16 protein-coding genes, 4 tRNA genes, 1 other RNA gene and 4 pseudogenes are annotated in these 23,868 nt (G+C 71.2%); 15 read left to right on the top strand and 10 right to left on the bottom strand.

Going from position 1 to position 23,868, the window contains the following annotated elements:
• Positions 1–317 (bottom strand): annotated as a pseudogene (locus ACZ5CW_RS27775) (hypothetical protein); the annotation flags it as partial.
• 401 nt (positions 318–718) lie between these two features.
• Here ACZ5CW_RS27775 and ACZ5CW_RS27770 point away from each other — a divergent pair.
• The 6 genes and pseudogenes from ACZ5CW_RS27770 to ACZ5CW_RS27745 all read left to right on the top strand — a co-directional run bounded on the left by ACZ5CW_RS27770 (position 719) and on the right by ACZ5CW_RS27745 (position 6,307).
• On the top strand, positions 719–1,285 hold the full coding sequence (locus ACZ5CW_RS27770; RefSeq protein ID WP_468605995.1) for a DUF5819 family protein: 567 nt from the start codon (positions 719–721) through the stop codon (positions 1,283–1,285).
• A 61-nt stretch (positions 1,286–1,346) separates the two neighbouring features.
• Complete coding sequence (locus ACZ5CW_RS27765) at positions 1,347–2,447, top strand: HTTM domain-containing protein (protein ID WP_468606283.1); 1,101 nt, start codon at positions 1,347–1,349, stop codon at positions 2,445–2,447.
• Between the two features lie 215 nt (positions 2,448–2,662).
• Positions 2,663–3,346, top strand: a pseudogene (locus ACZ5CW_RS27760) (transposase); the annotation flags it as partial.
• A 24-nt stretch (positions 3,347–3,370) separates the two neighbouring features.
• Positions 3,371–4,330: pseudogene (locus ACZ5CW_RS27755) on the top strand (ATP-binding protein); the annotation flags it as partial.
• A gap of 382 nt (positions 4,331–4,712) precedes the next feature.
• On the top strand, positions 4,713–4,946 hold the full coding sequence (locus ACZ5CW_RS27750) for a helix-turn-helix domain-containing protein (RefSeq protein ID WP_468605993.1): 234 nt from the start codon (positions 4,713–4,715) through the stop codon (positions 4,944–4,946).
• A 79-nt stretch (positions 4,947–5,025) separates the two neighbouring features.
• Positions 5,026–6,307: pseudogene (locus ACZ5CW_RS27745) on the top strand (tyrosine-type recombinase/integrase).
• A 62-nt stretch (positions 6,308–6,369) separates the two neighbouring features.
• Here the strand turns inward: ACZ5CW_RS27745 and ACZ5CW_RS27740 are convergent.
• Positions 6,370–6,457 (bottom strand) — tRNA-Ser (locus ACZ5CW_RS27740).
• Between the two features lie 96 nt (positions 6,458–6,553).
• On the opposite strand from ACZ5CW_RS27740, the gene ffs reads away from it, so the two are divergent.
• From ffs to ACZ5CW_RS27710, 6 genes are all read left to right on the top strand, one after another.
• Positions 6,554–6,652: signal recognition particle sRNA small type (ffs, locus tag ACZ5CW_RS27735), an RNA gene on the top strand.
• A 54-nt stretch (positions 6,653–6,706) separates the two neighbouring features.
• Positions 6,707–9,079, top strand: a complete 2,373-nt coding sequence (locus ACZ5CW_RS27730; RefSeq protein WP_468605991.1) for a DNA polymerase III subunit gamma and tau — start codon at positions 6,707–6,709, stop codon at positions 9,077–9,079.
• An 88-nt stretch (positions 9,080–9,167) separates the two neighbouring features.
• A complete protein-coding gene (gene purD, locus ACZ5CW_RS27725; protein ID WP_468605989.1) occupies positions 9,168–10,418 on the top strand; it encodes a phosphoribosylamine--glycine ligase in 1,251 nt (416 codons plus the stop codon).
• Positions 10,419–10,720: 302 nt separating this feature from the next.
• On the top strand, positions 10,721–12,832 hold the full coding sequence (locus tag ACZ5CW_RS27720; RefSeq protein ID WP_468605987.1) for a M48 family metalloprotease: 2,112 nt from the start codon (positions 10,721–10,723) through the stop codon (positions 12,830–12,832).
• 232 nt (positions 12,833–13,064) lie between these two features.
• The gene (locus tag ACZ5CW_RS27715; RefSeq protein WP_468605985.1) at positions 13,065–14,567 is read left to right on the top strand and encodes a N,N-dimethylformamidase beta subunit family domain-containing protein; all 1,503 of its coding nucleotides are present in this window, start codon (positions 13,065–13,067) and stop codon (positions 14,565–14,567) included.
• Between the two features lie 93 nt (positions 14,568–14,660).
• Positions 14,661–15,560, top strand: coding sequence for a phosphoribosylaminoimidazolesuccinocarboxamide synthase (locus tag ACZ5CW_RS27710; protein WP_468605983.1), 900 nt, complete (start codon positions 14,661–14,663; stop codon positions 15,558–15,560).
• A gap of 41 nt (positions 15,561–15,601) precedes the next feature.
• Here the strand turns inward: ACZ5CW_RS27710 and ACZ5CW_RS27705 are convergent.
• The 8 genes from ACZ5CW_RS27705 to ACZ5CW_RS27670 form a co-directional block, all read right to left on the bottom strand.
• Positions 15,602–15,677, bottom strand: a tRNA-Gly gene (locus ACZ5CW_RS27705).
• A 23-nt stretch (positions 15,678–15,700) separates the two neighbouring features.
• Positions 15,701–16,315: a response regulator gene (locus ACZ5CW_RS27700; protein ID WP_468605981.1), complete on the bottom strand. Its 615-nt coding sequence runs from the start codon at positions 16,313–16,315 to the stop codon at positions 15,701–15,703.
• Positions 16,312–17,646, bottom strand: a complete 1,335-nt coding sequence (locus ACZ5CW_RS27695; protein ID WP_468605979.1) for a sensor histidine kinase — start codon at positions 17,644–17,646, stop codon at positions 16,312–16,314. Before ACZ5CW_RS27695 ends, ACZ5CW_RS27700 begins: the two co-directional genes overlap by 4 nt.
• A 19-nt stretch (positions 17,647–17,665) precedes the next feature.
• Positions 17,666–18,454, bottom strand: a complete 789-nt coding sequence (locus ACZ5CW_RS27690) for an ABC transporter permease (RefSeq protein ID WP_468605977.1) — start codon at positions 18,452–18,454, stop codon at positions 17,666–17,668.
• Positions 18,451–19,389 (bottom strand): ABC transporter ATP-binding protein, encoded by a 939-nt coding sequence (locus ACZ5CW_RS27685; protein ID WP_468605975.1) that lies wholly within the window; start codon positions 19,387–19,389, stop codon positions 18,451–18,453. Before ACZ5CW_RS27685 ends, ACZ5CW_RS27690 begins: the two co-directional genes overlap by 4 nt.
• Before the next feature lie 149 nt (positions 19,390–19,538).
• Positions 19,539–19,611, bottom strand: a tRNA-Gly gene (locus ACZ5CW_RS27680).
• Positions 19,612–19,693: 82 nt separating this feature from the next.
• Positions 19,694–19,765: transfer RNA gene (locus ACZ5CW_RS27675), tRNA-Gly, on the bottom strand.
• Between the two features lie 166 nt (positions 19,766–19,931).
• On the bottom strand, positions 19,932–20,249 hold the full coding sequence (locus ACZ5CW_RS27670; protein ID WP_059249902.1) for a histone-like nucleoid-structuring protein Lsr2: 318 nt from the start codon (positions 20,247–20,249) through the stop codon (positions 19,932–19,934).
• 310 nt (positions 20,250–20,559) lie between these two features.
• Between ACZ5CW_RS27670 and purS the strand changes: the two genes are divergently transcribed.
• From purS to purL, 3 genes are read left to right on the top strand one after another with little or no spacing between them, the layout of a single operon-like run.
• A complete protein-coding gene (purS, locus tag ACZ5CW_RS27665; RefSeq protein ID WP_468605972.1) occupies positions 20,560–20,832 on the top strand; it encodes a phosphoribosylformylglycinamidine synthase subunit PurS in 273 nt (90 codons plus the stop codon).
• On the top strand, positions 20,829–21,509 hold the full coding sequence (purQ, locus tag ACZ5CW_RS27660; protein ID WP_468605971.1) for a phosphoribosylformylglycinamidine synthase subunit PurQ: 681 nt from the start codon (positions 20,829–20,831) through the stop codon (positions 21,507–21,509). Before purS ends, purQ begins: the two co-directional genes overlap by 4 nt.
• Positions 21,506–23,764 (top strand): phosphoribosylformylglycinamidine synthase subunit PurL, encoded by a 2,259-nt coding sequence (gene purL, locus ACZ5CW_RS27655; protein WP_468605969.1) that lies wholly within the window; start codon positions 21,506–21,508, stop codon positions 23,762–23,764. Before purQ ends, purL begins: the two co-directional genes overlap by 4 nt.
• The last annotated feature ends 104 nt before the right edge of the window (positions 23,765–23,868 follow it).

The raw sequence follows: 23,868 nt of genomic DNA, 5'->3' as shown, positions 1-23,868 counted from the left end.
AGGGTGATGACGCCGCCGCTGTGACCACGACGGGTGATGACGCCGCCGCTGTGACGACGGGTGATGACGCCGCCGCTGTGACCACGACGGGTGATGGCGCCGCCGCTGTGACGACGGGTGATGACGCCGCCGCTGTGACCACGACGGGTGATGACGCCGCCGCTGTGACGACGGGTGATGACGCCGCCGCTGCGACCACGACGGGTGATGACGCCGCCGCGACGACAGGCCACGACACAGGGGATGACACAGGTGGTCATGGTGATCACCACCCGGGCAAGCCCGGCAAGCCCGGCAAGCCCGGCAAGCCCCTCCACTACGGGTCCAAGCCCCCGTGGCACAAGATGCACACTCACCACTGAGTGAGTTCCCCGTAGTTCGGCGGGAGCGACAAGTCGCGCTGGATCCCCTTGGCGGAGTGCACGCAACTTGGTCGCCGTCAACGTGAGTAAGGGGGTGGCGCGCAGCGGATCGTCGTCGAAGCCGTCGCGCGCCACCCGCGGAAGCAGAAGAAGCAGGTGCAAGCAGTCGCAATGGGAAGGACCGGGTGGGTGGGGTCGTGCTGAGTGGTGTTGAGTCGACAAATACGAAGGATTCACAGCAGGTTGGCGCTGAGCCGACAGCGCAGAACGGTGGACTGCGTAGCACTCGTGAAAATTCAGGGCCACACCGCCTACTGATCGCTGGAACGGGAGTCGCGGTTGCCTTGTGCCTCGCAGTGACCCTGGTCCATCTCGTCCTGGTGTTTCTGTACGTGGCGCCCTCCAACGCCATTTCCAAGGCCTACGACCAGCAGATCAACGCGTGGGTTCGGCCCGTGTTTTCGCAAAACTGGCGGCTATTCGCCCCGGATCCGCAATCCGTCAACCGGCAGATCTCGGCGAAGGTCGGGTACACAGCTCCGAACGGTTCCAGGCGAGTGAGTGACTGGATCGATCTGAGCTCCATGGATGATTCCGCCGTCAAGCATCACGTCTTTCCCAGCCATACGGCACAGAACATGCTGCGCCAGGCGTGGAATTCCTACCTCAAAACCCACGGCACCGACGACCAGCCCTACTCGGATCGGGCTCTCCTGATTCAGAAGTATCTCCGCAACATCGCAGTGGACCGCGTCACAGCTCAACAGGGCGGCACCTTCGACTTCATCCAGCTACGGGTGACCACGCTGCCCATCGCCGCTCCGCGCTCGGCGAATGGCTCCCGTCCGGCCGCCGCGACACCTGCGCCGGCCACGATCCGGTACCTGCCCTGGTGGAAGGTGGATTCCCATGAAGCGGAGTGAGAAAGCACCGACCATGGCGGCGACAGCGCCCCGAGTAACCACGAAGCAGGCGGCCGTGCACATGCTCCAGCGAGGGTTTGATCGAATCCACGCTTTCCTCGTCCTCCTGACTGAGCGGCCGGTCTCCCTGTACGCGGCAGCGACGCTACGCATCGGGTACGGGCTGCTTTACCTCGTCTTCCTGCTCCGCGAGTTTCCCCACCGCGACGACATGTGGGGCCCCGGTTCGCCATGGACACCCGAACTAGCCCGGCTTATGTACGACCAGAACGGATGGGCCAGCGTCCTTCTCCTGTCCGACAGCCAGACATACTTCGAGGTCTGCTACGCCGTTGCTCTTATCACGTGTGCGCTGTTCGTGCTGGGCTGGCGCACGCGTGCGGTGTCCGTGCTGTTCACGGTCGTGGTGGTGTCGTTCCATGGCAGGGCGATCTACATGGCGGACGGCGGGGACAACCTCATGGTCCTCATGGCCGTCTATCTAGTCTTCACCGCGTGTGGTCGTCGCTGGTCCCTCGACGCGCGCAGGGCCCGGTGCAAGGCTGCGACCGGCAAGATGGCAGATCCCCGCGGGAGTGGACTCCGGCACCAACTCGGCGATGTGCGCTCCATCTTGACCACCGTGCTGCACAACTGCGGCATGTTCGTCATCGCAGCCCAGGTCTGCTTCCTCTACGGATGCGCGGGCATGTACAAGGTGCAGGGTTACAAGTGGGCCGACGGCACCGCCCTCCACTACGTCCTGAACATCGACTTGTTCCGCCCCTGGCCCGAGTTGTCCCAAATGCTCGACGGTCACCACGTACTGCTCACCGTCGTCGGCTATATGACGGTGCTGGTGCAGGTCGCCTTTCCCTTCGTCCTCTTCAGCAGACTCAAATACCCTGTCTTGATCCTTTTGCTGGGAATGCACGTGAACATCGCGGTGCTCATGGGACTGCCGCTGTTCTCCGGCGCAATGATCGTCGCCGACGCCGTATTCCTGCCGGACCGCTTCTACCGCGCCGTGGAACGGCTATTGCGGCGTACCGTCCGACGAGCAGGCGTCACCGGAGCGGAAGCCCATCCCGGGACGACATCTGCCGCGCTGCCGCTGCAACCCGTACCAGTCGGCGACGCTCACTCCCCAGGCCGATCCCGTACCCCTCTTGGCCCGCCATGAGCGAAAGGTTCTTTGTTCCGGCTTGGTCCGCACCCTCGGAGAGGGGCCCGCCCCGTAGTTTCACTCGTAAGGGCTTCTCGGGGATCGCCCCAGCGATTTGATGCTCTTCCAGCCCGGTCTTGTAGACCATCCCGTTGATGACCTTCCGGTCCTCCACGCGAGGTCGGCCCGTTGCGGCCCGGCGTATCAGCGGAGCGAGTAACTCCCACTCCTGGGTGGGGTTGGTGCGTCGTCGTGGTGGCGACGTTCAGCGCGGCCGTCCCTGGCGACTGCCACTTGCGGACAGGGTCCTGTTGGTAGCGACGTACTGGCGCACAAACCTCATGTTGCGGCAGGTGGCGCCATTGTTCGGGATCTCGTCCGCAGCCGACCGCATCCTCGATCACCTCGCACCCCTGCTGGCCATCTCGCCGGCGCGCCGGCCGCGCAAGGACACCGTCTACATCGTCGACGGCACCCTGGTGCCCATCCGCGATCGCGGCATCGCCGCCTCCAGCAAGAACTACCGGTACTCGACCAACCTGCAGGTCGTCATCGACGCCAACAGCCGCCTGGTCGTGGCCATCGGCCTCCCGCTGCCCGGCAGCCGCAACGACTGCCGGGCCTTCACCGAGTCCGGCGTCGACCGCGCCTGCCGCGGAGCCCCGGTCATCGCCGACGGCGGCTACCAGGGAACCGGTCTACTCGTCCCTCACCGCAAACGACGTGGTCAGACGCATCTCAGCCCGCAGCAAGAGGCGGAGAACACCGTCCATCGCCGGGCCCGGGCCAGAGTGGAGCACGCCCTGTCCAGGCTGAAGAACTGGAAGATCCTGCGGGACTGCCGCCTCAAAGGCAACGGCGTTCACCAGGCCATGCTCGGCATCGCGCGACTCCACAACCTAGCCCTCTCCCGATAGCTCACGCCCCATACGGGACAACCTCTAGCCATCGCCTGGCTCATCGGCTGCCTGGGTCCGAACGTGCCCGTCCCGGCCCCCTTCCTCACCGGCCCGCAGGGCGCGGGCAAGTCCACCGGCGGGCGCATGCTCGTACGGATCATCGAGGGCATGAGCGGCGACCTGCGCCGCGCCCCGAAGGATGAGGAGAATTTGACCACGGCCGTGGCCGCCGGTTGGGTCACCGCCCCGGACGACCTCTCCCACATGACCCCGGATCTTTCCGACGCCATGTGTCGCATCGTCACAGGTGCCGAGGACGTCAAGCGCGCCCTGTTCACCGACGGGGACGTCGTCCGCATCGGCTACCGCCGCCCCCTCCTTCTGACCGGCATGGACGTCGGAGTGATCCGGCCCGACCTCGCGGAACGGCTCCTACCGCTCCGGCTGGAACGGCCCCGGGTTCGGCGCACCGAGGCGGAACTGTGGTCTGACTTCGCGGAGGAGCTGCCCATCATTCTTGGCTCTCTCCTGGACCTCACCGTGCAGGTGCGGGCAGCGCAGGCGGACATCCCGACCGACCTGCGCATGGCCGACTTCGCGCACCTGTGCGCGCAGCTCGACGCGGCTACCGGTCTGGGAGCGCTCGCCGCCTACCGGGCCAGCCTGGACGACCTCAACGACGACGTCATCGAGGGCGACCTGTTGGCGCAGACCGTGCTCAAGCACGCCGCCGGCGTTGACCCGGGCACCGAGCAGCGGATGACGTCTGCCGAATGGCTGCACTGCCTCACTGGCCTCTACACGGGCGAGGACTTCCGTCCCCTGCCCAAAGGGTGGCCGACCACCGGCAAGGTGCTCTCGGACCGCCTCAAGCGCCTACAGCCCACCCTCGCCGCCCGGGGCGTCCTCATCGACTGGGGTCGCACCAAGACATCCCGCTATATCGAGATCGCGCGGCCTGCCGCCACCCAGCCCCCGGCGGAGCAGGAAGCGGCCTTCTGACCGCGCGGCACCACGACCGCTCGCACAAGCAAGAAGAGCACCCGCCCCCGGGCCGTGCTCTTCTTGCTGTTCGGCGGCGGCGCCGCCCTACGGACGCGCCGCGCAGCGGCTCCTTCTTTCTCTCGCTGAGCCGCGCACCACAACAGACACCACCCCCTCCTTGTCCTAGGTAGAGAGACGCTGCGTCACCTGCGTCACCTGCGTCACCTGCGTCACCCGGTGACGCACCCCCACCGTGCTGCGTCACCGCAACACCGCAGGTCAGCGTCGTGAATGACGCAGATGACGCAGGTGACGCAGAAATCCGAACCTCGGACACACGCGACCTTCCGATCCACAAACCGCCACGACCCCGACGGACAGTCCCAGAGGAGACCGTTCCATGAGCATCGCCACGGTGGACATCGCCCCACTCGCTGAAGCCGGCGACCTGGCGCCCGTTCTGTTGACCGTCGAAGAAGCTGCCCGCTGCCTCCGCATCGGCCGCACGACCTGCTATGCCCTCATCCGCACCGGAGAGCTGGAGTCCCTGACCATCGGCGGACTCCGACGTGTCCCCGCCGACGCCCCGGCCGCCTACCTCGCCCGCCGCCGCTCTGAGCAGCGCGCCGCCTGATCTCGCCCTCTCGGAGCGGCGGCCGGCATGCGGGCGGCGCTCCGGTCTGTCTACCTCGCACCGACCGGAGGAACTGCCGATGGCAGAGGAGAAGAAGCGCACTCGCCGTGCCAACGGTGAATCGGCCATCTACCTGGGCAAGGACGGACGCTGGCACGCCCGTGTGCCCATGGGTTACAAGGACGACGGGACGCCCTATCGCCGACACCTGACCGTGCCCCACTCGCAAAGAGCTGGTGGACGAAATCCGGCGCCTGGAGAAGCAGCGCGACGAAGGGTCCGCGCGTCAGCCCGGCAAGCCGTGGACGGTCGCGAAGTGGCTTGAGCACTGGGTCCAGAACATTGCCAAGCCCGTCGTGAGCGAGAACACGTACGACGGATACGAGGTGGCAGTCCGGGTGCACCTGGTGCCTGGCATCGGTCGGCACCGCATCGACCGCTTGGAGCCCGAACACCTGGAGAGCCTGTACCGCCGGATGCAGAGTGCCGGCAGCAAGGCGGGCACCGCTCACCAGGCTCACCGGACGGCGCGTACGGCGCTGGGGGAAGCGGTGCGGCGTGGCCACGCGGCGAAGAACGCTGCCGCGCTGGCGAAGCCTCCCCGGATGGAAGAGGACGAGACCGAGGTAGAGCCCTACTCGGTCGATGAGGTGCAGAGTCTCCTGCTCGAAGTGAACAAGCGCCGGAACAGTGCCCGCTGGATGCTGGCCCTAGCGCTCGGCCTGCGACAGGGGGAGACGCTCGGCCTGCGCTGGTCCGACGTGGACCTGGACAACGAGTACCTGAAGCTTCGCCGGAACCGGTTGCGGCCCAAGTACGAGCACGGGTGCGGCGATGCTGCACCGTGCGGCCGAAAGGCCGGTTACTGCCCGACCCGGCTACAGGTACGACGCGAGACGAAGAACACGAAGTCGCGCGCCGGGCGCCGCGCCGTGCCTCTCCCGGGCCCGCTGGTCGTGATGCTCCGTTCCCACAGGGAGGCGCAGGCCCGGGAGCGTGCGGCGGCCGGGAACCTGTGGACCGAGTCCGAGTACGTGTTCACCAAGCCGTTGGGCGGGCCGCTCAGTCCGAACACGGACTACCACGACTGGAAGAGGCTGCTGGAAGATGCCGGCGTCCGGGACGGGCGTCTGCACGATGCGCGGCACACCGCGGGCACTGTGCTGATGCTGCTCGGGGTCCCGGACCGAGTCATTGACCAGATCATGGGTTGGGAGCCGGGTGGCGCCGCCCGGATGCGGGCGCGGTACCTGCACGTGACCGATCCCATGCTCAAGGAAGCGGCCCGGAAGATCGAGCGCGCCATCTGGGGAGCCCCGGAAAACCTCGCTGTGGACAAAGACCAGGGCAACGAGGCGTAAGGACAACGTCGAAGGGCCCCCTGTTTCCAGGGGGCCCTTCGACATCGTGCCCGGTGAGGCACTGGCGGAGGATACGAGATTCGAACTCGTGAGGGGTTGCCCCCAACACGCTTTCCAAGCGTGCGCCCTAGGCCTCTAGGCGAATCCTCCGCCGGAAACATTACATGACCGAGAGGGGTGCTCGCGAACACGTTCCCGCTGGCCCGGATCCGTTACTGCCCTCGGGCCGGTATCGGGTACTGTGGGCGCAGCCCCTCACGCGGCGCTATCTGACTGAACTCCCCCAGGGCCGGAAGGCAGCAAGGGTAGGTCGGCTCTGGCGGGTGCGTGGGGGGCGCTTGCGTTCCCGGGGTCCGCGGGCGGAGCCCGTTGTCGGTGGGCGCCATTAACCTCGTATGCGTGTCGTCTCTCGCGCTGTACCGCCGCTATCGCCCGGAGACCTTTGCCGAGGTCATCGGGCAGGAGCATGTCACCGACCCGCTGCAGCAGGCGCTGCGGAACAACCGGGTCAACCACGCGTACCTGTTCAGTGGGCCGCGTGGATGCGGGAAGACCACCAGCGCGCGCATCCTGGCCCGCTGCCTGAACTGTGAGCAGGGTCCCACTCCGACGCCGTGCGGGGAGTGCCAGTCATGCCGGGACCTGGCCAGGAACGGGCCGGGCTCGATCGACGTCATCGAGATCGACGCCGCCTCCCACGGTGGCGTGGACGACGCCCGTGAGCTGCGCGAGAAGGCCTTCTTCGGGCCCGCGAGCAGCCGGTACAAGATCTACATCATCGACGAGGCCCACATGGTCACGTCGGCCGGCTTCAACGCCCTGCTCAAGGTCGTCGAGGAGCCGCCGGAGCATCTGAAGTTCATCTTCGCGACCACCGAGCCCGAGAAGGTCATCGGGACCATCCGGTCGCGGACCCATCACTACCCCTTCCGGCTGGTCCCGCCGGGCACCCTGCGGGACTACCTCGCCGAGGTGTGCGGGCGGGAGGACATCCCGGTCGACGAGGGCGTGCTGCCGCTCGTCGTGCGTGCGGGCGCCGGGTCCGTGCGTGACTCCATGTCCGTCATGGACCAGCTCCTCGCCGGTGCCGGAGAGGAGGGTGTGACGTATGCCATGGCCACCTCTCTCCTCGGCTACACCGACGGCTCCCTCCTCGACTCCGTCGTCGAGGCCTTCGCCACCGGTGACGGGGCCGCGGCCTTCGAGGTCGTCGACCGGATCATCGAGGGCGGCAACGATCCGCGCCGCTTCGTCGCCGATCTGCTGGAGCGGCTGCGTGATCTGGTGATCCTCGCCGCGGTCCCGGACGCCGTGGACAAGGGGCTCATCGATGCCCCCGCCGACGTCCTGGAGCGTATGCAGGCCCAGGCCTCCATCTTCGGCGCCGCCGAGCTGAGCCGCGCCGCCGACCTCGTCAACGGCGGCCTGACCGAGATGCGCGGCGCCACCTCGCCCCGCCTCCAGCTGGAACTGATCTGCGCGCGCGTGCTGCTCCCCGCCGCCTACGGCGACGAGCGGTCGGTGATGGCCCGCCTCGACAGGATCGAGCGCGGCGTCGGCTTCTCGGCCGGTGGCGGCGCGCCCGCCATGGGCTACGTCCCCGGGCCCGAGGCCCACGGCGGCGCACCGGTACCGGCCGGCGGCGGCCCGGCCGCGGCGCGTGCGGCGGTGCGAACCGCGGGCGGCCCGGGCAACGGAGCAGGCGCTCCGGCCGCGACGGGAGGCCCGGCGGCCCCGCCGGCACCGGCGGGCCCCGCCGCCCCGGCGCCCGCCCCGGCCACCCCCGCCCCGGCCACCCCCGCCCCGGCTCCCGCGCCCGCTCCCGCCGCGCCGGCCCCGGCAGCTCCCGCTCCCGCCGCACAGGCCCCCGTGCCACCGCCCGCGGCCGCCTCCGCGGCCCCCGCTGCCGGTCCGGCCCCCGCCGCCGCCCCCGGCGCCTGGCCCACCGCCGCTCCCGCCGGCGGCGGGCGGCGTCCCGGCGGCTGGCCCACGGCCACCGCTCCGGCGGGCGCCCAGCAGGGCCAGGCCGCCCAGGGCCAGTCCTCCCAGGGCCAGGCGCCCGACCGGGCCCCGACGGCGCCCGCGGCCCCGGCTCAGCCGCAGCACCCGGTGTCCGCCGCCCCGGCGGCGCCCGCGGCCCCGGCTGCTCCCACCGGTGGCCTCGACCCCCGCGTGCTCTGGCCGAACATCCTGGAAGCCGTCAAGAACCGCCGTCGCTTCACCTGGATCCTGCTCAGCCAGAACGCCCAGGTGGTCGGCTTCGACGGCACCACCCTCCAGCTCGGCTTCGTCAACGCCGGTGCCCGGGACAACTTCTCGGGCAGCGGCAGCGAGGACGTGCTGCGCCAGGCGCTGGCCGAGCAGTTCCACGTGCAGTGGAAGATCGAGGCGGTCGTCGACCCGTCCGGCGGCGGTTCCGCCCCGGCGGCCGGCGGCTCCTCGGGCTTCGGCGGCGGCGGGTACGGCGGCGCTCCCGCCGGCGGCGGGGGCTACGGCGGCGGGGGCTACGGCACCCCGGCCGCACCTGCCCCCGCGGCTCCCGGGCCGGCCCCGCAGGCGTCGTCCTCCCCGCAGGGAGGCCCCGCCCACGCCCCGGCGGCGCCCGCCTCTGCCCCCCGGCCCGCGGCCGCTCCCGAGCCGCCCCCGGTCGCCCCCGAGGACGACATCCCCGAGGACGACGACCCGGACCTGGACGAGTCGGCCCTGTCCGGCCACGACCTGATCGTGCGGGAGCTGGGGGCGACGGTGGTGGAGGAGTTCTCCAACGAGTAGCCGACGGCGACCGGAGCGGGCGTCTTTGGAGGAAAGCCCAACAAACCCGGGCCCCGACCTTCGGCGACCTTGCCATTAGGCTGACCCCGTGAAGGTCCTCGTCATCGGCAGCGGCGCCCGCGAACACGCCCTGTGCCACTCCCTGTCCCACGACCCCGACGTCACCGCGCTGCACTGCGCCCCCGGCAACGCCGGCATCGCCGAGGTCGCCGAGCTGCACCCGGTCGACGCGCTCGACGGCGCCGCGGTGACCGAGCTGGCCACCGGCCTCGGCGCCGACCTGGTCGTCGTCGGCCCGGAGGCCCCGCTGGTCGCCGGCGTGGCCGACGCCGTCCGCGCGGCGGGCATCCCGGTGTTCGGCCCGTCCGGCGAGGCCGCCCGGCTCGAGGGCTCCAAGGCCTTCGCCAAGGACGTCATGGCGGCTGCCGGGGTGCCGACCGCCCGCTCCTACGTCTGCACCACCGCGGAGGAGGTCGCCGAGGCCCTCGACGCCTTCGGCGCCCCCTACGTGGTCAAGGACGACGGACTCGCCGCGGGCAAGGGCGTCGTGGTGACCTCCGACCTGGAGGCCGCCAAGGCGCACGCCGCCGCCTGCGAGCGCGTGGTCATCGAGGAGTTCCTCGACGGTCCCGAGGTGTCCCTGTTCGCCATCACCGACGGCGAGACGGTCGTCCCGCTCCAGCCGGCCCAGGACTTCAAGCGCGCCCTGGACGGCGACGAGGGTCCGAACACCGGTGGCATGGGCGCGTACTCGCCGCTGCCGTGGGCCGACCCGAAGCTGGTCGACGAGGTGCGGCAGTCCGTGCTGCAGCCGACCGTGGACGAGATGCGCCGCCGCGGCACGACCTTCTCCGGTCTGCTGTACGCGGGGCTCGCGATCACCTCGCGCGGTGTCCGGGTCATCGAGTTCAACGCCCGTTTCGGCGACCCGGAGACCCAGGTCGTGCTGGCCCGCCTGAAGACCCCGCTGGCCGGTGTCCTGATGGCCGCCGCCACCGGCGACCTCGCCGACCTGGCGCCCCTGCGCTGGAGCGAGGACGCGGCCGTCACCGTCGTCGTCGCCTCGCACAACTACCCCGGCACCCCGCGCACCGGCGACCCGATCACCGGCCTGGACGAGGTGGCCGCCGAGGACGCTCCGCACGCGTACGTGCTGCACGCCGGGACCAGGCGGGACGGCGACGCGGTCGTCAGCGCCGGCGGGCGTGTGCTGTCCGTCACGGCAACCGGCCAGGATCTCGCCGAGGCGCGCGAGCGGGCGTACCGGGCGGTGGGCCGGATCGGCCTGGACGGCTCGCAGCACCGTACCGACATCGCGGCGAAGGCGGCGCAGGCGTAGGGCGACGGCAGGACACACGCCCGAACGCGCCGGTCGCGCGCACCCTCGCACTAAACATCGGGCCCCGGACGGAATCCGGGGCCCGATCTTTGCTGTCTGTCACCCACCTCTGACCAGAGCCATTCCATCGAGTGAGCAATCGCCCATCCGGCTGACGGGGGCCGGGGCCCCAACTAGGGTGCCGCGCAAGCGTTCCGGCACTTGGCCCTCCGGCATTGCGATGTCACTGGCGGGTGCCACAGTGGGGGAGTGAGCAGGACCAGGACAGCACGGCATCGGCAGCGAGGGGGTGTGGTCGGCACGTGACCGGAATCGGTGTGGAGATGGGCGCGCAGGCCGCGCGCTCCCGGGCTCTGGCCGTGCTGCGGGTCCGGGGCCGGGCACTGGCCGTGGCCGTGCTCCCCGCGGGCGCGGCGGTGATCCTGCTGACCGGCGGGCCGACCGGGCATCTCGTCGGCCGGGGCTGGGACGCCGCCCGCTGGGGCGTCGGCGTGCTCGCCGTACTGGTGCTGCTGGCCGCCGCCGCCATCACCCTGGTCGTGGCCCGGGCCCGCCCCGCCGTGAGTCCCACGGTGCCGGTCCCGGAGGAGTCCGCCCCGGATCTGTACCGGATGGTGCGCGACCTCGCCGACCGCCTGGACGTGCCGGCGCCGTCGGCCATAGCGCTCACCCCGGACTGCGACAGCTGGCTGGAGGACCGCACTCATTCGGCCCACGGCCCGCCCCCGCGTCCGGCCCCCGACGAGATAGCCGGACCGGGCCACCGCGCCCACCGCCGCGCCCCCGTCGCGCCGGTCCTCGTCATCGGCTCGCCGTTCCTGTGGTGGATGCGGGTCGGCGAGCTGCGCGCGGTCCTCGCCCCGGTCATCGCCGGTACGGGCCCCTCGGCCCACCCGGACATAGCGGCCGCCCGCCGCTTCGTCCGCGGGCTGGACGCCGCGGTGGCCGTCGCCTCGACGCCCGGCCGCTGCGCGGTGACCCGCGGGGTGTGCGCGGTCCTCGGCTGGGTGGCCCGGCTGCTGCTGCGCGGCTGCCGGGAGCACGCGACGCAGATGGAGCGCGGGGTCGCCGCGGCGGCGGCCGAGCGGGCGCAGACGGTGGACTACGGCCTGCGGATCGTCGCCCAGGAGCAGGTCGGCCTCGCCTACGCCGGCTGGGACCGGCTGCTGACCAGGGTCGCGCTGCCCGCCTGGCGCATGGGCCGCTGGCCCGCGCGGCTGGACGCGGGTGTGGTGGCCGCACTCACCGAACTGTCCCGCCGTGACCGCCTCGCCGAGGGCTTCGCCTCCCGCCTCGGTGAGCGGCCCGCGTGCGATCTGCTGGAGGAGCCCGGCGCGGTGGACGAGGCGGCCTCGCTGCTCGCCGCCCGCCTCTTCCACGGCGGACCCGCCGAGTCCGGCCCGGACTGGGCGCCGGTGGACTGGCAGGCGTATCCGGAGGAGGTCGTGGACCGCACCTGGCGCGCCGACGCGGCCCGCCTGCACCGCGTCCTGGACTCCCTGGGCGTCCGCCCCACCCTCGACCCGACGGCCGCCGACCCCGGCGGCCTCACCCTGGCCCGCGTCCTGGACCACCTCACCGAGCCCACGGCGGGCGATCACTCCGGCGGCGATCACTCCGGCACTGATGCCCCTGGCACTGTTGACCTCGGCGGCGTTCACTCCGGCACTGATGCCCCTGGCACTGATGACCTCGGCCGCGTTCGCTCCGGCACCGAGGCCCCTGGCACCGATGGCCCCGGCGGGGATCACTCCGGCACCGTGCACTCCGGCAGCGTTCACCCCGGCAGCGATGCCCCTGGCACCGGCGGCACCGGCACCGATGACCCCGGCGGCGTTCACTCCGGCACCGTTCACCCCAGCAGCGATCCCCCCGGCACCGACGACACCGGCCTAGCCGGCACCCGCCCCGCGAGTGCCGGCACCCACGCCACCGACGCCCCGTACGCCCTCGACACCGTCGGCTTTCCGGCCACCTCCCCGGGCTACGACGACGAAGAGGACCCCGACCCCGGTACCGAGCGCAGTGCCGCTCTCGCGGCCGGCCTGAGTGCCGAGCTGGCCCGGGAGGAGGCCGGTGCGCCGAGGGGTGCGAGCGCTGCCGGTCAGAGCGCCGCGAGCGCCCTGTGGGACGACGGCGGCCTGCCGCTGTTCCCCCTGCAGCCCCCGCGCACCGCCCGGGAACTGCTCGCCGATCACCTCACGGCGATGGTGTGCTGCGCGGCCGTCGACACCGCCGGCGCGGTTCCCGCCCTCGACTGGCTGGACGGCCCGTCCCTGCTGGTGGACGGCGAGCGGGCCGCCGACCTGACGCCCAAGGTCCTCAGCCTGATCGAGGAGGGCGACCCGGGCCCGCTGCGCGACTGGCTGAACGCGTCCGGGATACGCCCGGAGAAGCCCGTACGACTCGTCTGACCCGGTGGCGCACCGCCGTACACCCCCCGTCCCGGCCACGGGAACGGAAAAGCGACTTCCACTTCAGGTCAATTCGCAACGAGTAGTGACCGAGCCAGTGCGTCATGTGATGTGCTGGGACCGACCACGCCTTTGGCAAAGGCTTGCGACATACGACAGCACGACCGGGCACACCTGGAACACCGCGCACCGCCGAGACAGGGCCACGGGGGCACGAGGGAGGGGAGCGACCATGGCCTCGGACCACATCCGCCGCTGGGAGTCCGGAGCACTCGCGCACGCCGTCACGGACCCCTTCGGTCTGGGCCCGGTGCCCTGGCTGCGCGGCAGTGAGACCTATTTCGACGACACGGGTCACGTCGTGCCCTGGTACGTCGACCCGGCCCCGCAGCCACTCACCGGTGCCGACGGCCGCCCGCGCGTCCCCGCCCCGCGTGCGGCGGGTTCCGGGCCCCGCTCGGCGGACGACGTGCACCGCCAGATCAAGGGCTTCACCGCCACCGGCGCGGTCACGCCCGGCGCGGCGATCGACTTCCATGTGACGGTCGATCCGCCGCAGGAGTTCAGCGTCGACATCTACCGGATCGGCCACTTCGGCGGCGACGGCGCGGCCAAGGTCACCACCAGCCCGCGTCTGTCCGGCATCGTCCAGCCCCCGCCGCTGACCGCCGACCGCACGGTCTCGTGCCACCACTGGTGGCTGTCCTGGCGCCTCCAGGTGCCCTCCCACTGGAGCATCGGCGCCTATGTGGCCGTCCTGACCACCGCCGACGGCTACCGCTCCCACGTGCCGTTCACGGTCCGCGACGACCACCCCGCCGACCTGCTCCTGCTGCTGCCGGACATCACGTGGCAGGCGTACAACCTCTATCCGGAGGACGGCCGCACCGGCGCCAGCCTCTACCACGCCTGGGACGAGAAGGGCCGCCTGCTCGGTGAGGCCGACGCGGCGACCACGGTCTCCTTCGACCGCCCGTACGCGGGCGCCGGCCTGCCCCTGCACGTCGGCCACGCCTACGACTTCATCCGCTGGGCCGAGCGTTACGGATACGACCTCGCCTACGCCGACGCCCGCGACCTGCACGCCGGCCGTGTCGACCCCAGCCGCTACCGGGGCCTGGTCTTCCCCGGCCACGACGAGTACTGGTCGGTGGCGATGCGGCACGCCGTCGAGGACGCCCGGGACCGCGGCACCTCGCTGGTGTTCCTCTCCGCCAACACCATGTACTGGCAGGTGGAGCTGGGGCCCTCCCCGTCGGGTGTCCCGGACCGGCTGCTGACCTGCCGCAAGCGCAAGGGCCCGGGAAAGCCGGTGCTGTGGCGGGAGATCGACCGGCCCGAGCAGCAACTGGTCGGCATCCAGTACGCGGGCCGGGTGCCCGAGCCGCACCCGCTGATCGTCCGCAACGCCGGCCACTGGCTGTGGGAGGCCACCGGCGCGCGGGAGGGCGACGAGATCGAGGGTCTGGTCGCCGGCGAGGCCGACCGGTACTTCCCGCGCACCCCGCTGCCCGAGCACGACGAGCGGATCCTGCTCGCCCACTCCCCCTACACCGACAACGACGGCGCCCTGCGCCACCAGGAGACCTCCCTCTACCGCGCCCCCTCCGGCGCCTGGGTGTTCGCCTCCGGCACCTTCGCCTGGTCCCCGGCCCTGGACCGCCCCGGCCACGTGGACACCCGCATCCAGCGCGCCACGGCGAACCTGCTGGACCGTATCTGCAAACGCGACTGATCCCGCCGCGGACCGCCGCCGACCCCCTGGCCGAAACCGATCGCCCCGATAAGGGAGAATCGAGGCACTTGGACAGAACCACGGGGAGGAACCGTGTCCGGATTCGTAGAAAAGCCCGAGCCGATCCAGGTTCCGGGCCTGGTGCACCTGCACACCGGAAAGGTGCGCGAGCTGTACCGGAACGAGGCGGGCGACCTCGTGATGGTCGCCAGTGACCGCATGTCCGCCTACGACTGGGTGCTGCCCACCGAGATCCCCGACAAGGGCCGCGTCCTCACCCAGCTCTCCCTGTGGTGGTTCGACCAGCTCCGCGACCTGGCCCCGAACCACGTGCTCAGCACCGAGCTGCCCGCGGGCGCCCCGGCCGACTGGGCGGGCCGCACGCTCATCTGCAAGTCGCTGAAGATGGTCCCGGTGGAGTGCGTGGCCCGTGGCTACCTCACCGGCTCCGGCCTGCTCGAGTACAACGAGTCCCGTACGGTCTGCGGCCTCGCGCTCCCCGAGGGCCTGGTCGACGGCTCCGAGCTGCCGGGCCCGATCTTCACCCCGGCCACCAAGGCCGAGGTCGGCGAGCACGACGAGAACGTCTCCTACGAGGAGGTCGCCCGCCAGGTCGGCGCGGAGACCGCCGCCCAGCTGCGCCAGGCCACCCTCGCCGTGTACTCCCGCGCCCGGGACATCGCCCGCGACCGGGGGATCATCCTGGCCGACACCAAGTTCGAGTTCGGCTTCGACGGTGAGGACCTCGTCCTCGCCGACGAGGTCCTCACGCCGGACTCCTCCCGCTTCTGGCCGGCCGACCAGTGGCAGCCGGGCCGCGCCCAGCCGTCGTACGACAAGCAGTTCGTCCGGAACTGGCTGACCTCCGCCGAGTCCGGCTGGGACCGCAGGAGCGAGCAGCCTCCGCCGCCGCTGCCGCAGGAGGTCGTGGAGGCGACCCGGGCGAAGTACGTGGAGGCGTACGAGCGGCTGACCGGCGCCGGCTGGGCGTAGGACACGAAGAAGCCCCCCGGCGTAAGCCGGGGGGCTTGATCTGGAGCGGACGACGAGGCTCGAACTCGCGACCTCAACCTTGGCAAGGTTGCGCTCTACCAACTGAGCTACGTCCGCGTTGCGCCGGGGCGCGAGAGCAACTATACCCAACCTCGGTCGCGTGCGAGACGCACTGCCGCATGACGGTTCTCCGCACCGAGCTTCGTGACGGCCGAGGAGAGGTAGTTCCGTACGGTCCCCGGGGACAGCGCGGCCCGCTCGGCGATCTCCGCGACCGGGGCGCCGTCGGCGGCCAGCTCCAGCACCTCGGCCTCCCGCGCGGTCAGCGGGGAGTCACCGGCGGAGATCGCGTCGGCGGCCAACTCCGGGTCGACGTAACGGTTTCCGGCGTGCACCGTCCGGATGATCTCGGCGAGCCGCTGGGCGCTGACGGTCTTCGGGACGAATCCCCGCACACCGGCCGCGAGCGCCCGCTTCAGGTGCCCGGGCCGCCCGTGACCGGTGACGATCAGCACCTGGCAGCCGGGCAGCTCGGCACGCAGGGATGTGGCGACCTTCACACCGTCGGCGCCCGGCATCTGAAGGTCCAGCACGGCCACGTCGGGTGCGTGTGCCCGGGCCATCGCCAGCGCCTCGGGTCCGCTCGCCGCCTCCGCGACGACGAGCAGGTCGTCCTCCAGGGACAGCAGGGCGGCCAGCGCCCCCCGGATCAGATGCTCGTCGTCGGCCAGCAACAGCCGTACGGGACCGCTCATGCCGTGACTTCCCCCGCTTTCCCTCGCCCAGAACCAACGGCCCCCACAGCCCCCACAGTCCCCGCGGATGCCGCTCCGTCACCCAGAGGTACCTGCGCCACCACGCGGAACCGGTCGGTGCCGACGGCGCCCGCCAGCAGGGTGCCGTCCACGGCGGCCAGCCGTTCCCGCAGTCCGGCCAGTCCCGAGCCGCCGTTCGGGGGACCTGTCCGGTCGACCCCGGTGCCGGCGCCGCCGCTCGCACCGGTCGCCCCGTCGTTCTCGACCGTCAGCACCACATGCCCCTCCCATACCCGCAGCCCCACCGTGCACCGGCTCGCGTTTCCGTGCCGCAGCACGTTGGTGGTCGCCTCGCGGACCACCCAGCCGAGCGCGGACTGGACCTCGGCGGGCAGCTCCCCGGCCTCCGCGCACACCTCGCAGTCGATCCCGGCGGCCGTCAGCACCCCCTGCGCCCCCGTGAGTTCGACCCCGAGGTCGGCCTCCCGGTAGCCGCGTACGACGTCCCGGACCTCCCGCTGGGACTCCTGTGCGATGCGCTGCACCTCGATCATCTGCTCGACGGCCTCCGGCCGGCCCCGCCGGGCCAGTTGCACGGCCAGTTCGCTCTTGAGGGCGATCACGGAGAGGTTCCGCCCCAGCACGTCGTGCAGATCCCGTCCGAACCGCAACCGCTCCTCGGCCACGGCGAGCCGGGCCTGGACCTCGCGGGCCCGTTCCGCCTCCCAGAGCACCGCCAGGGTCCAGGCGCCGCAGCGGCAGGCGAGCAGCGAGAAGAGCGTGTGGAAGGCGGTCATCAGGCCGGTCGCGAGGATGCCGACGCCGTCCCGGTCGGTGAGCCAGACGACGCCCGTGAGCAGCACCGCGAGCACCGCCGACCGGCGCAGGAACACCCGGACGGGGACGGTGAGTCCGTAGAGCAGCCCGAACGGCAGCAGGGAGGCGCCGATCGCGAGCCGGATCGTCATCGGGTCGGCCGCGTCCAGTGCGGAGAGGGCCACGATCAGCGCCAGCGCCAGCACGAGCAGAACGCCCGGTGTCCGCTGCCCGCCGGCCGGCAGCGCGGCGCGCCCCAGGTAGTGGTCGAGCGCGGGCCGGGTGAGCCTGTTCGAGGCGGTGCACTGGCAGGCCGCCACGAGGGTGAGCAGGGCGCCGAGGACGACCGCCACGGGCCGGTGGTCGAGCCCTCCGGCCAGCGGCAGCAACAGCCAGCCGAGCGAGAAGAACCAGGTGGTGGTGTACCAGGTGACGACCGTGTACAGCTCGACCCGCTCGGCCTTGCTCCGGTCCCGCCAGTGCCGTTGCTGCCACCGCCGTACGCGCCCCAGCATCCGCGCTTCCCCCCGTTTCTCAGCGCCGTGGCTCCCACCGGAACCACCGCCGTACAGCAAACACCGCCAGGATCGTCCAGGCCAGCGCGGTGGCGAGGGCGCCCAGCGCCTCGTACGCGCTCAACTGTCCGCTCCAGCCCGCCCGGACCAGGCGTATCGCCGGGGACAGCGGGAGGAGTTCGCAGACGGAGGCGAGCCGGTCCGGCATGACTTCGGTGGGAACGGCGATCCCGGAGCCGACCATGGACACGAACACCAGGGGCAGCGCGGTCACCTGGGCGCTCTCGGCGGTCCGGGTGAAGGACGCGGTGAGCGCGGCGAGCGCGGCACTGACCGCGAGCCCGGCGAGCAGTCCGGGCAGGAGCAGATACGGCGCCTTCGGCGCCCCGGTGTGCAGCAGCGCGGCGCAGCCGGCGCACAGCACCACGGCCTGGGCGAGGCCGAGGGCGGTCGCGGGCAGGGCGGTGCCGACGAGGATCTCGTCGTCGGACAGCTCGCCGGTGCGCAGCCGCTTGAGCACGAGTTCCTCGCGGCGGGCGACGTAGGCGCTGACCAGGGAGGTGTAGACGGCGAAGAGGAAGGAGAAGCCGATGGCGGTCGTCAGCAGGACCGTGCCGATGCTCAGGCCCTCCTTCTCGAGGTCCAGCTGGTCGAGGGCCGGCCGCATGCTGAAGGGCAGGGCGAGCGGTACGGCCAGCGCGGTGAAGACGACACCCCGGTTGCGGCCGAGGAGGGCCAGCTCGGCCCGTGCCAGCGCCCGCAGCCGCCGTGCCGTGGGGCCCGGTGCCCCGGGGGCCACCGCGTTCATGCCGCCACCTCCCGCTCCCGGGCGATCCCGAGGAACGCCTCCTCCAGGGAGGCCGACCGCACGTCCAGCCCGCGCAGTTCGACCCCGGCCCGGTCGGCCCAGACCAGCACCGCGGTGGCGGTCCGCTGCAGGTCCGTCGTGCGCAGCCGGACGACCCTGCCGTCGCTCTCGTGCGCGCAGACGCCCAGGTCGGCGAGCGGGGGGAGATCGCCGAGGAAGTAGCCCGCGGGCAGTTCGAAGGAGATCCGGGAGGGTCGGCCCGCGGTGACCTCGGCAGGGGTTCCGCAGGCGGCGATGCGGCCCTCGTGCAGGATGGCGAGCCGGTCGGCGAGGCCTTCCGCCTCCTCCAGGTAGTGCGTGGTGAGCAGCACGGTGGTGCCCGCCTCGCGCAGGCTCCGCACCAACTCCCAGGTGTCCCGGCGGCCTTCCGCGTCGAGCCCGGTCGTCGGCTCGTCGAGGAAGAGCACCTCCGGGTCGCCGAGGAGGGCGAGCGCCAGGTCCAGGCGGCGCCGTTCGCCGCCGGACAGCTGCTTGACCCGCACCCCGTGCTTGTCCGCGAGCCCGACCAGTTCCAGCACCTCGTGCTCCGGCCGGGCGCCGCTGGTGCAGCCGGCCCACATCCGGGCGGTCTCCGCGACGGTCAGCTCGGAGGGGAAGCCGCCCTCCTGGAGCATCACGCCGGTGCGGGGCCGTACGGCGGCCCGCTCGCGGCAGGGGTCGTGCCCGAGGATCCGGATCCGGCCCCCGGCCGGTGCGGCGAGCCCCTCCAGCAGTTCCACGGTGGAGGTCTTGCCGGCGCCGTTGGTGCCCAGCAGGGCGAAGATCTCCCCGCGTGCCACGGAGAAGGTGATTCCGCGCACGGCCTCGAACCCGCCCCCGTAGACACGCCTGAGGTCGGTGACCTCGATCACGTGCTCGTGTTCGTCCTTGTCCATGGCACCAGCGTCCCGGCGGCGGGGGCGGTCCGGCAGTGCGCGGTGTCATCGCCGTGCATGACAAATGTCAGAGAGCCCGGGCGCGGCCGGGCCGAAACCGCGGGGCGCACGAAAAGACCCCGGTCCAGTGGACCGGGGTCTTATTCCCGAGCGGACGACGAGGCTCGAACTCGCGACCTCAACCTTGGCAAGGTTGCGCTCTACCAACTGAGCTACGTCCGCACTGCCTCCGACCGGCTCCCACCGATCGGTGCGAGCACCAGCCTACCTGATCCACCAGAGTGGTCGTGACGGCCGGCGCCAGAGCGGGTGACAGGAATCGCACACTGCGCCTTCCCCCTGGAAGGGGGATGTTCTGCTACTGAACTACACCCGCATGTTCCTCGGGATCCGGCCTTTCGGCCTCGCCCCTCGGCGTGTCCCAGACATTAGCTGATCGGCAGGGGGGTAGCGCAAGTCGGTCCCCCCTGTGGCCCTGTATGCCCCAAGTGCACGGCCCCCAGGGCCCGCTGACGGGCCCTGAGGACTGCCCCTTCGCGGGCTCACTGCGCGGCGCTGAACGCCTCGTAGACCTTCTTGGGGATGCGTCCGCGTGCCGGGACGTCCATCTTGTTGGCCTGGGCCCAGGCGCGGACGGCCGCCGGGTCGGGGGCGACCTCCGTCTGCTTGTACGCCTTGCCGGACCGTGACCGCTTGCGGCCGGCCTCGACGTAGGGCGCGAGCGCCTTGCGCAGTTTCTCGGCGTTGGTTTCGTTCAGGTCGATCTCGTACGACTTGCCGTCGAGTCCGAAGGCGATCGTTTCCGCCGCTTCCGAGCCGTCGATGTCGTCAAAGAGAGTGACCACGACCTTTTGCGCCACGAATATCGGTCCCTTCGTGCGGCACGTCGATACAGCTCAACGGCGATGACGTGCCGAGTATCGGCTATTGCCAATTCATTTGTACAGTGCCCGGCAATGCAAAGTGAAGCCCGACTAAATCCGTCCGCGTGTCCGAGCACAATAGATGCCGCCGACGGACTCCCGAACTTTCCCAGAATTTTTCACGACCGCGCCGCTTCGACACCCGATCGTGATGCGCCTCACGTAGTTTCCTACAACTCTACTCGCGTAGAAATTTTGTGCGGGTAGTCTGAAGGAACCTGCTCAGCACCACACACCGGGAGTGCCAGTGGCACGCGTCGTAGTCGACGTCATGCTCAAGCCGGAGATCCTCGACCCCCAGGGCCAGGCGGTCCAGCGAGCGCTGCCGCGCCTGGGATTCGAGGGGATCTCGGACGTACGTCAGGGAAAGCGTTTCGAACTGGAAGTTGACGGGCCGGTCGACGAGGCCGCACTCGCCCGCATCCACGATCTTGCGGAATCCTTCCTCGCCAACACCGTGATCGAGGACTTCACCGTCAAGGTGGAAGACCCGGCGGAAGTCGCGGAGGCCGCGAAGTGACCGCTCGTATTGGCGTCGTCACTTTCCCGGGCAGTCTCGACGACCGGGACACGCAGCGTGCGATCCGGCTCGCGGGCGCCGAGCCGGTCGCTCTGTGGCACAAGGACAAGGACCTCAAGCAGGTCGACGCCGTGGTGCTCCCCGGCGGTTTCTCCTACGGCGACTATCTGCGCGCCGGTGCCATCTCCCGGTTCTCGCCGGTGATGGAGTCCGTCATCGACCAGGCGAAGGCCGGTCTGCCGGTCCTCGGTATCTGCAACGGCTTCCAGATCCTCACCGAGGCCCACCTCCTCCCGGGCGGCATGCTCGGCAACGACCACCTCCACTTCATCTGCCGCGACCAGAAGCTGCGGGTGGAGAACGCGGGCACGGCCTGGACCGGCGACTACCGCCAGGGCCAGGAGATCCACATCCCGCTGAAGAACATGGACGGCCGGTACGTCGCCGACGAGTACACGCTCGACAAGCTGGAGGCGGAGGGCCGGGTCGTCTTCCGGTACGTCGACTTCAACCCCAACGGTTCGCTGCGGGACATCGCCGGCATCACCAACGAGGCCGGGAACGTCGTCGGCCTGATGCCGCACCCCGAGCACGCCGTCGAGCCGCTGATCGGTACGGGCCGTACCGACGGCCTCCCGTTCTTCACCTCGATCCTCAAGAAGCTGGTCAACGCATGAGCCGGACGCCTCTGGACACGGTCGAGCACGCGGCCGCGACCCCCGACGTCGAGCTGCCCTGGGCCGAACTCGGACTGAAGAAGGACGAGTACGAGCGGGTGGTGGAGATCCTCGGCCGCCGCCCGACCGGCGCCGAACTCGCCATGTACTCGGTCATGTGGTCCGAGCACTGCTCGTACAAGTCCTCCAAGGTGCACCTGCGCCAGTTCGGCGAGAAGGCGCCCCAGTCGGACGCGCTGCTCGTCGGCATCGGCGAGAACGCCGGTGTGGTGGACGTCGGCCAGGGCTACGCGGTCACCTTCAAGGTCGAGTCGCACAACCACCCCTCCTACGTCGAGCCCTACCAGGGCGCGGCCACGGGTGTCGGCGGCATCGTCCGCGACATCATCGCGATGGGCGCGCGCCCGGTCGCGGTCGTGGACCCGCTGCGCTTCGGCGCGGCCGACCACCCCGACACCAAGCGCGTCCTGCCGGGTGTCGTCGCCGGCATCGGCGGCTACGGCAACTGCCTGGGCCTGCCCAACATCGGCGGCGAGGTCGTCTTCGACGCCTGCTACCAGGGCAATCCGCTGGTCAACGCCGGTGCCATCGGCGTCATGCGGCACGAGGACATCCACCTCGCGAAGGCCTCCGGCGCGGGCAACAAGGTCATCCTCTACGGGGCCCGCACCGGCGGCGACGGCATCGGCGGCGCCTCGATCCTCGCCTCCGAGACCTTCGACGACGCCAAGCCGAGCAAGCGCCCGGCCGTCCAGGTCGGCGACCCCTTCCAGGAGAAGCTCCTCATCGAGTGCACCCTGGAGGCCTTCAAGGAGAAGCTGGTCGTCGGCATCCAGGACCTCGGCGCGGCGGGCCTGTCCTGCGCGACGAGCGAGCTGGCGTCGAACGGCTCCGGCGGCATGCGCGTGACCCTGGACGACGTACCGCTGCGCGACTCCACGCTCTCGCCCGAGGAGATCCTCATGAGCGAGTCGCAGGAGCGCATGTGCGCGGTCGTCGAGCCGGAGAAGGTCGACCGCTTCCTGGAGATCTGCGAGAAGTGGGACGTCATCGCCACCGTCATCGGCGAGGTGACCGACGGCGACCGGCTGGAGATCTTCTGGCACGGCGGGAAGATCGTCGACGTCGACCCGCGCACGGTCGCGCACGAGGGCCCGACCTACGAGCGTCCGTACGCCCGTCCGTCCTGGCAGGACGCCCTCCAGGCCGACGACGCGAACAAGCTCCCCCGCCCGGAGACGAGCGAGGAGCTGAAGGACCAGGTCCTGAAGCTGGTGGGCTCCCCCAACCAGGCCTCCAAGAAGTGGATCACGTCCCAGTACGACCACTTCGTGCAGGGCAACACCGTCCTCGCCCAGCCGGAGGACTCCGGCATGATCCGCGTGGACGAGGAGACCGGTCTCGGCGTCGCCATCGCGACGGACGGCAACGGCCGCTACGCCAAGCTGGACCCGTACACCGGCGCCCAGCTGGCCCTCGCCGAGGCCTACCGGAACGTGGCGACCACCGGCGCCAAGCCGCTCGCCGTCTCCGACTGCCTGAACTTCGGCTCGCCCGAGGACCCGGCGGTGATGTGGCAGTTCGCGGAGGCCGTGCGCGGTCTGGCCGACGGCTGTCAGCAGCTGGGCACCCCGGTGACCGGCGGCAACGTCTCGCTCTACAACCAGACGGGCGAGGCGGCCATCCACCCGACCCCGGTCGTCGCCGTGCTCGGCGTGATCGACGACGTGGCCCGCCGCACCCCGGTCGCCTTCCAGGAGGACGGCCAGCTGCTCTACCTCCTCGGCGACACCCGTGAGGAGTTCGGCGGCTCGGCCTGGTCCCAGGTGATCCACGACCACCTCGGCGGTCTGCCGCCGAAGGTCGACCTGGAGCGCGAGCGGCTGCTGGCCGAGATCCTGATCTCCGCCTCCCGCGACGGGATGATCGACTCCGCGCACGACCTGTCCGACGGCGGTCTGATCCAGGCGGTCGTGGAGTCCGCGCTGCTCGGCGGCAAGGGCGCGCGGCTGATCGTGCCGGACGGCCTGGACGCCTTCACCCTCCTGTTCTCCGAGTCCGCCGGCCGCGCGATCGTCGCCGTGCCGCGCTCGGAGGAGGTCCGCTTCAACGACATGTGCGGTGCGCGCGGCCTGCCGGCCACCCGCGTCGGTGTCGTGGACGGGGACGCGGTCGAGGTCCAGGGCGAGTTCGCCCTCCCCCTCGCCGAGCTGCGCGAGGTCCACGAGGCGACGATCCCGGCACTGCTGGCGTAATCACCACCCGCCGTGGGGGGGGGGGGGGGGGGGGGGGGGGGGGGGGGGGGGGGGGGGGGGGGGGGGGGGGGGGGGGGGGGGGGGGGGGGGGGGGGGGGGGGGGG

Source organism: Streptomyces sp. NPDC031379, from assembly GCF_055569615.1.
This window is presented reverse-complemented; position numbering and strand designations above follow the sequence as displayed.

Bases quoted from the DNA above. Each gene is read 5' to 3' on its own strand.
- ACZ5CW_RS27765 (WP_468606283.1), top strand. From the start codon at position 1,347: ATGCTCCAGCGAGGGTTTGATCGAATCCACGCTTTCCTCGTCCTCCTG.
- ACZ5CW_RS27750 (WP_468605993.1), top strand. From the start codon at position 4,713: ATGAGCATCGCCACGGTGGACATCGCCCCACTCGCTGAAGCCGGCGAC.
- ACZ5CW_RS27715 (WP_468605985.1), top strand. From the start codon at position 13,065: ATGGCCTCGGACCACATCCGCCGCTGGGAGTCCGGAGCACTCGCGCAC.
- ACZ5CW_RS27700 (WP_468605981.1), bottom strand. From the start codon at position 16,315: ATGAGCGGTCCCGTACGGCTGTTGCTGGCCGACGACGAGCATCTGATC.
- ACZ5CW_RS27695 (WP_468605979.1), bottom strand. From the start codon at position 17,646: ATGCTGGGGCGCGTACGGCGGTGGCAGCAACGGCACTGGCGGGACCGG.
- ACZ5CW_RS27690 (WP_468605977.1), bottom strand. From the start codon at position 18,454: ATGAACGCGGTGGCCCCCGGGGCACCGGGCCCCACGGCACGGCGGCTG.
- ACZ5CW_RS27685 (WP_468605975.1), bottom strand. From the start codon at position 19,389: ATGGACAAGGACGAACACGAGCACGTGATCGAGGTCACCGACCTCAGG.
- purL (WP_468605969.1), top strand. From the start codon at position 21,506: ATGAGCCGGACGCCTCTGGACACGGTCGAGCACGCGGCCGCGACCCCC.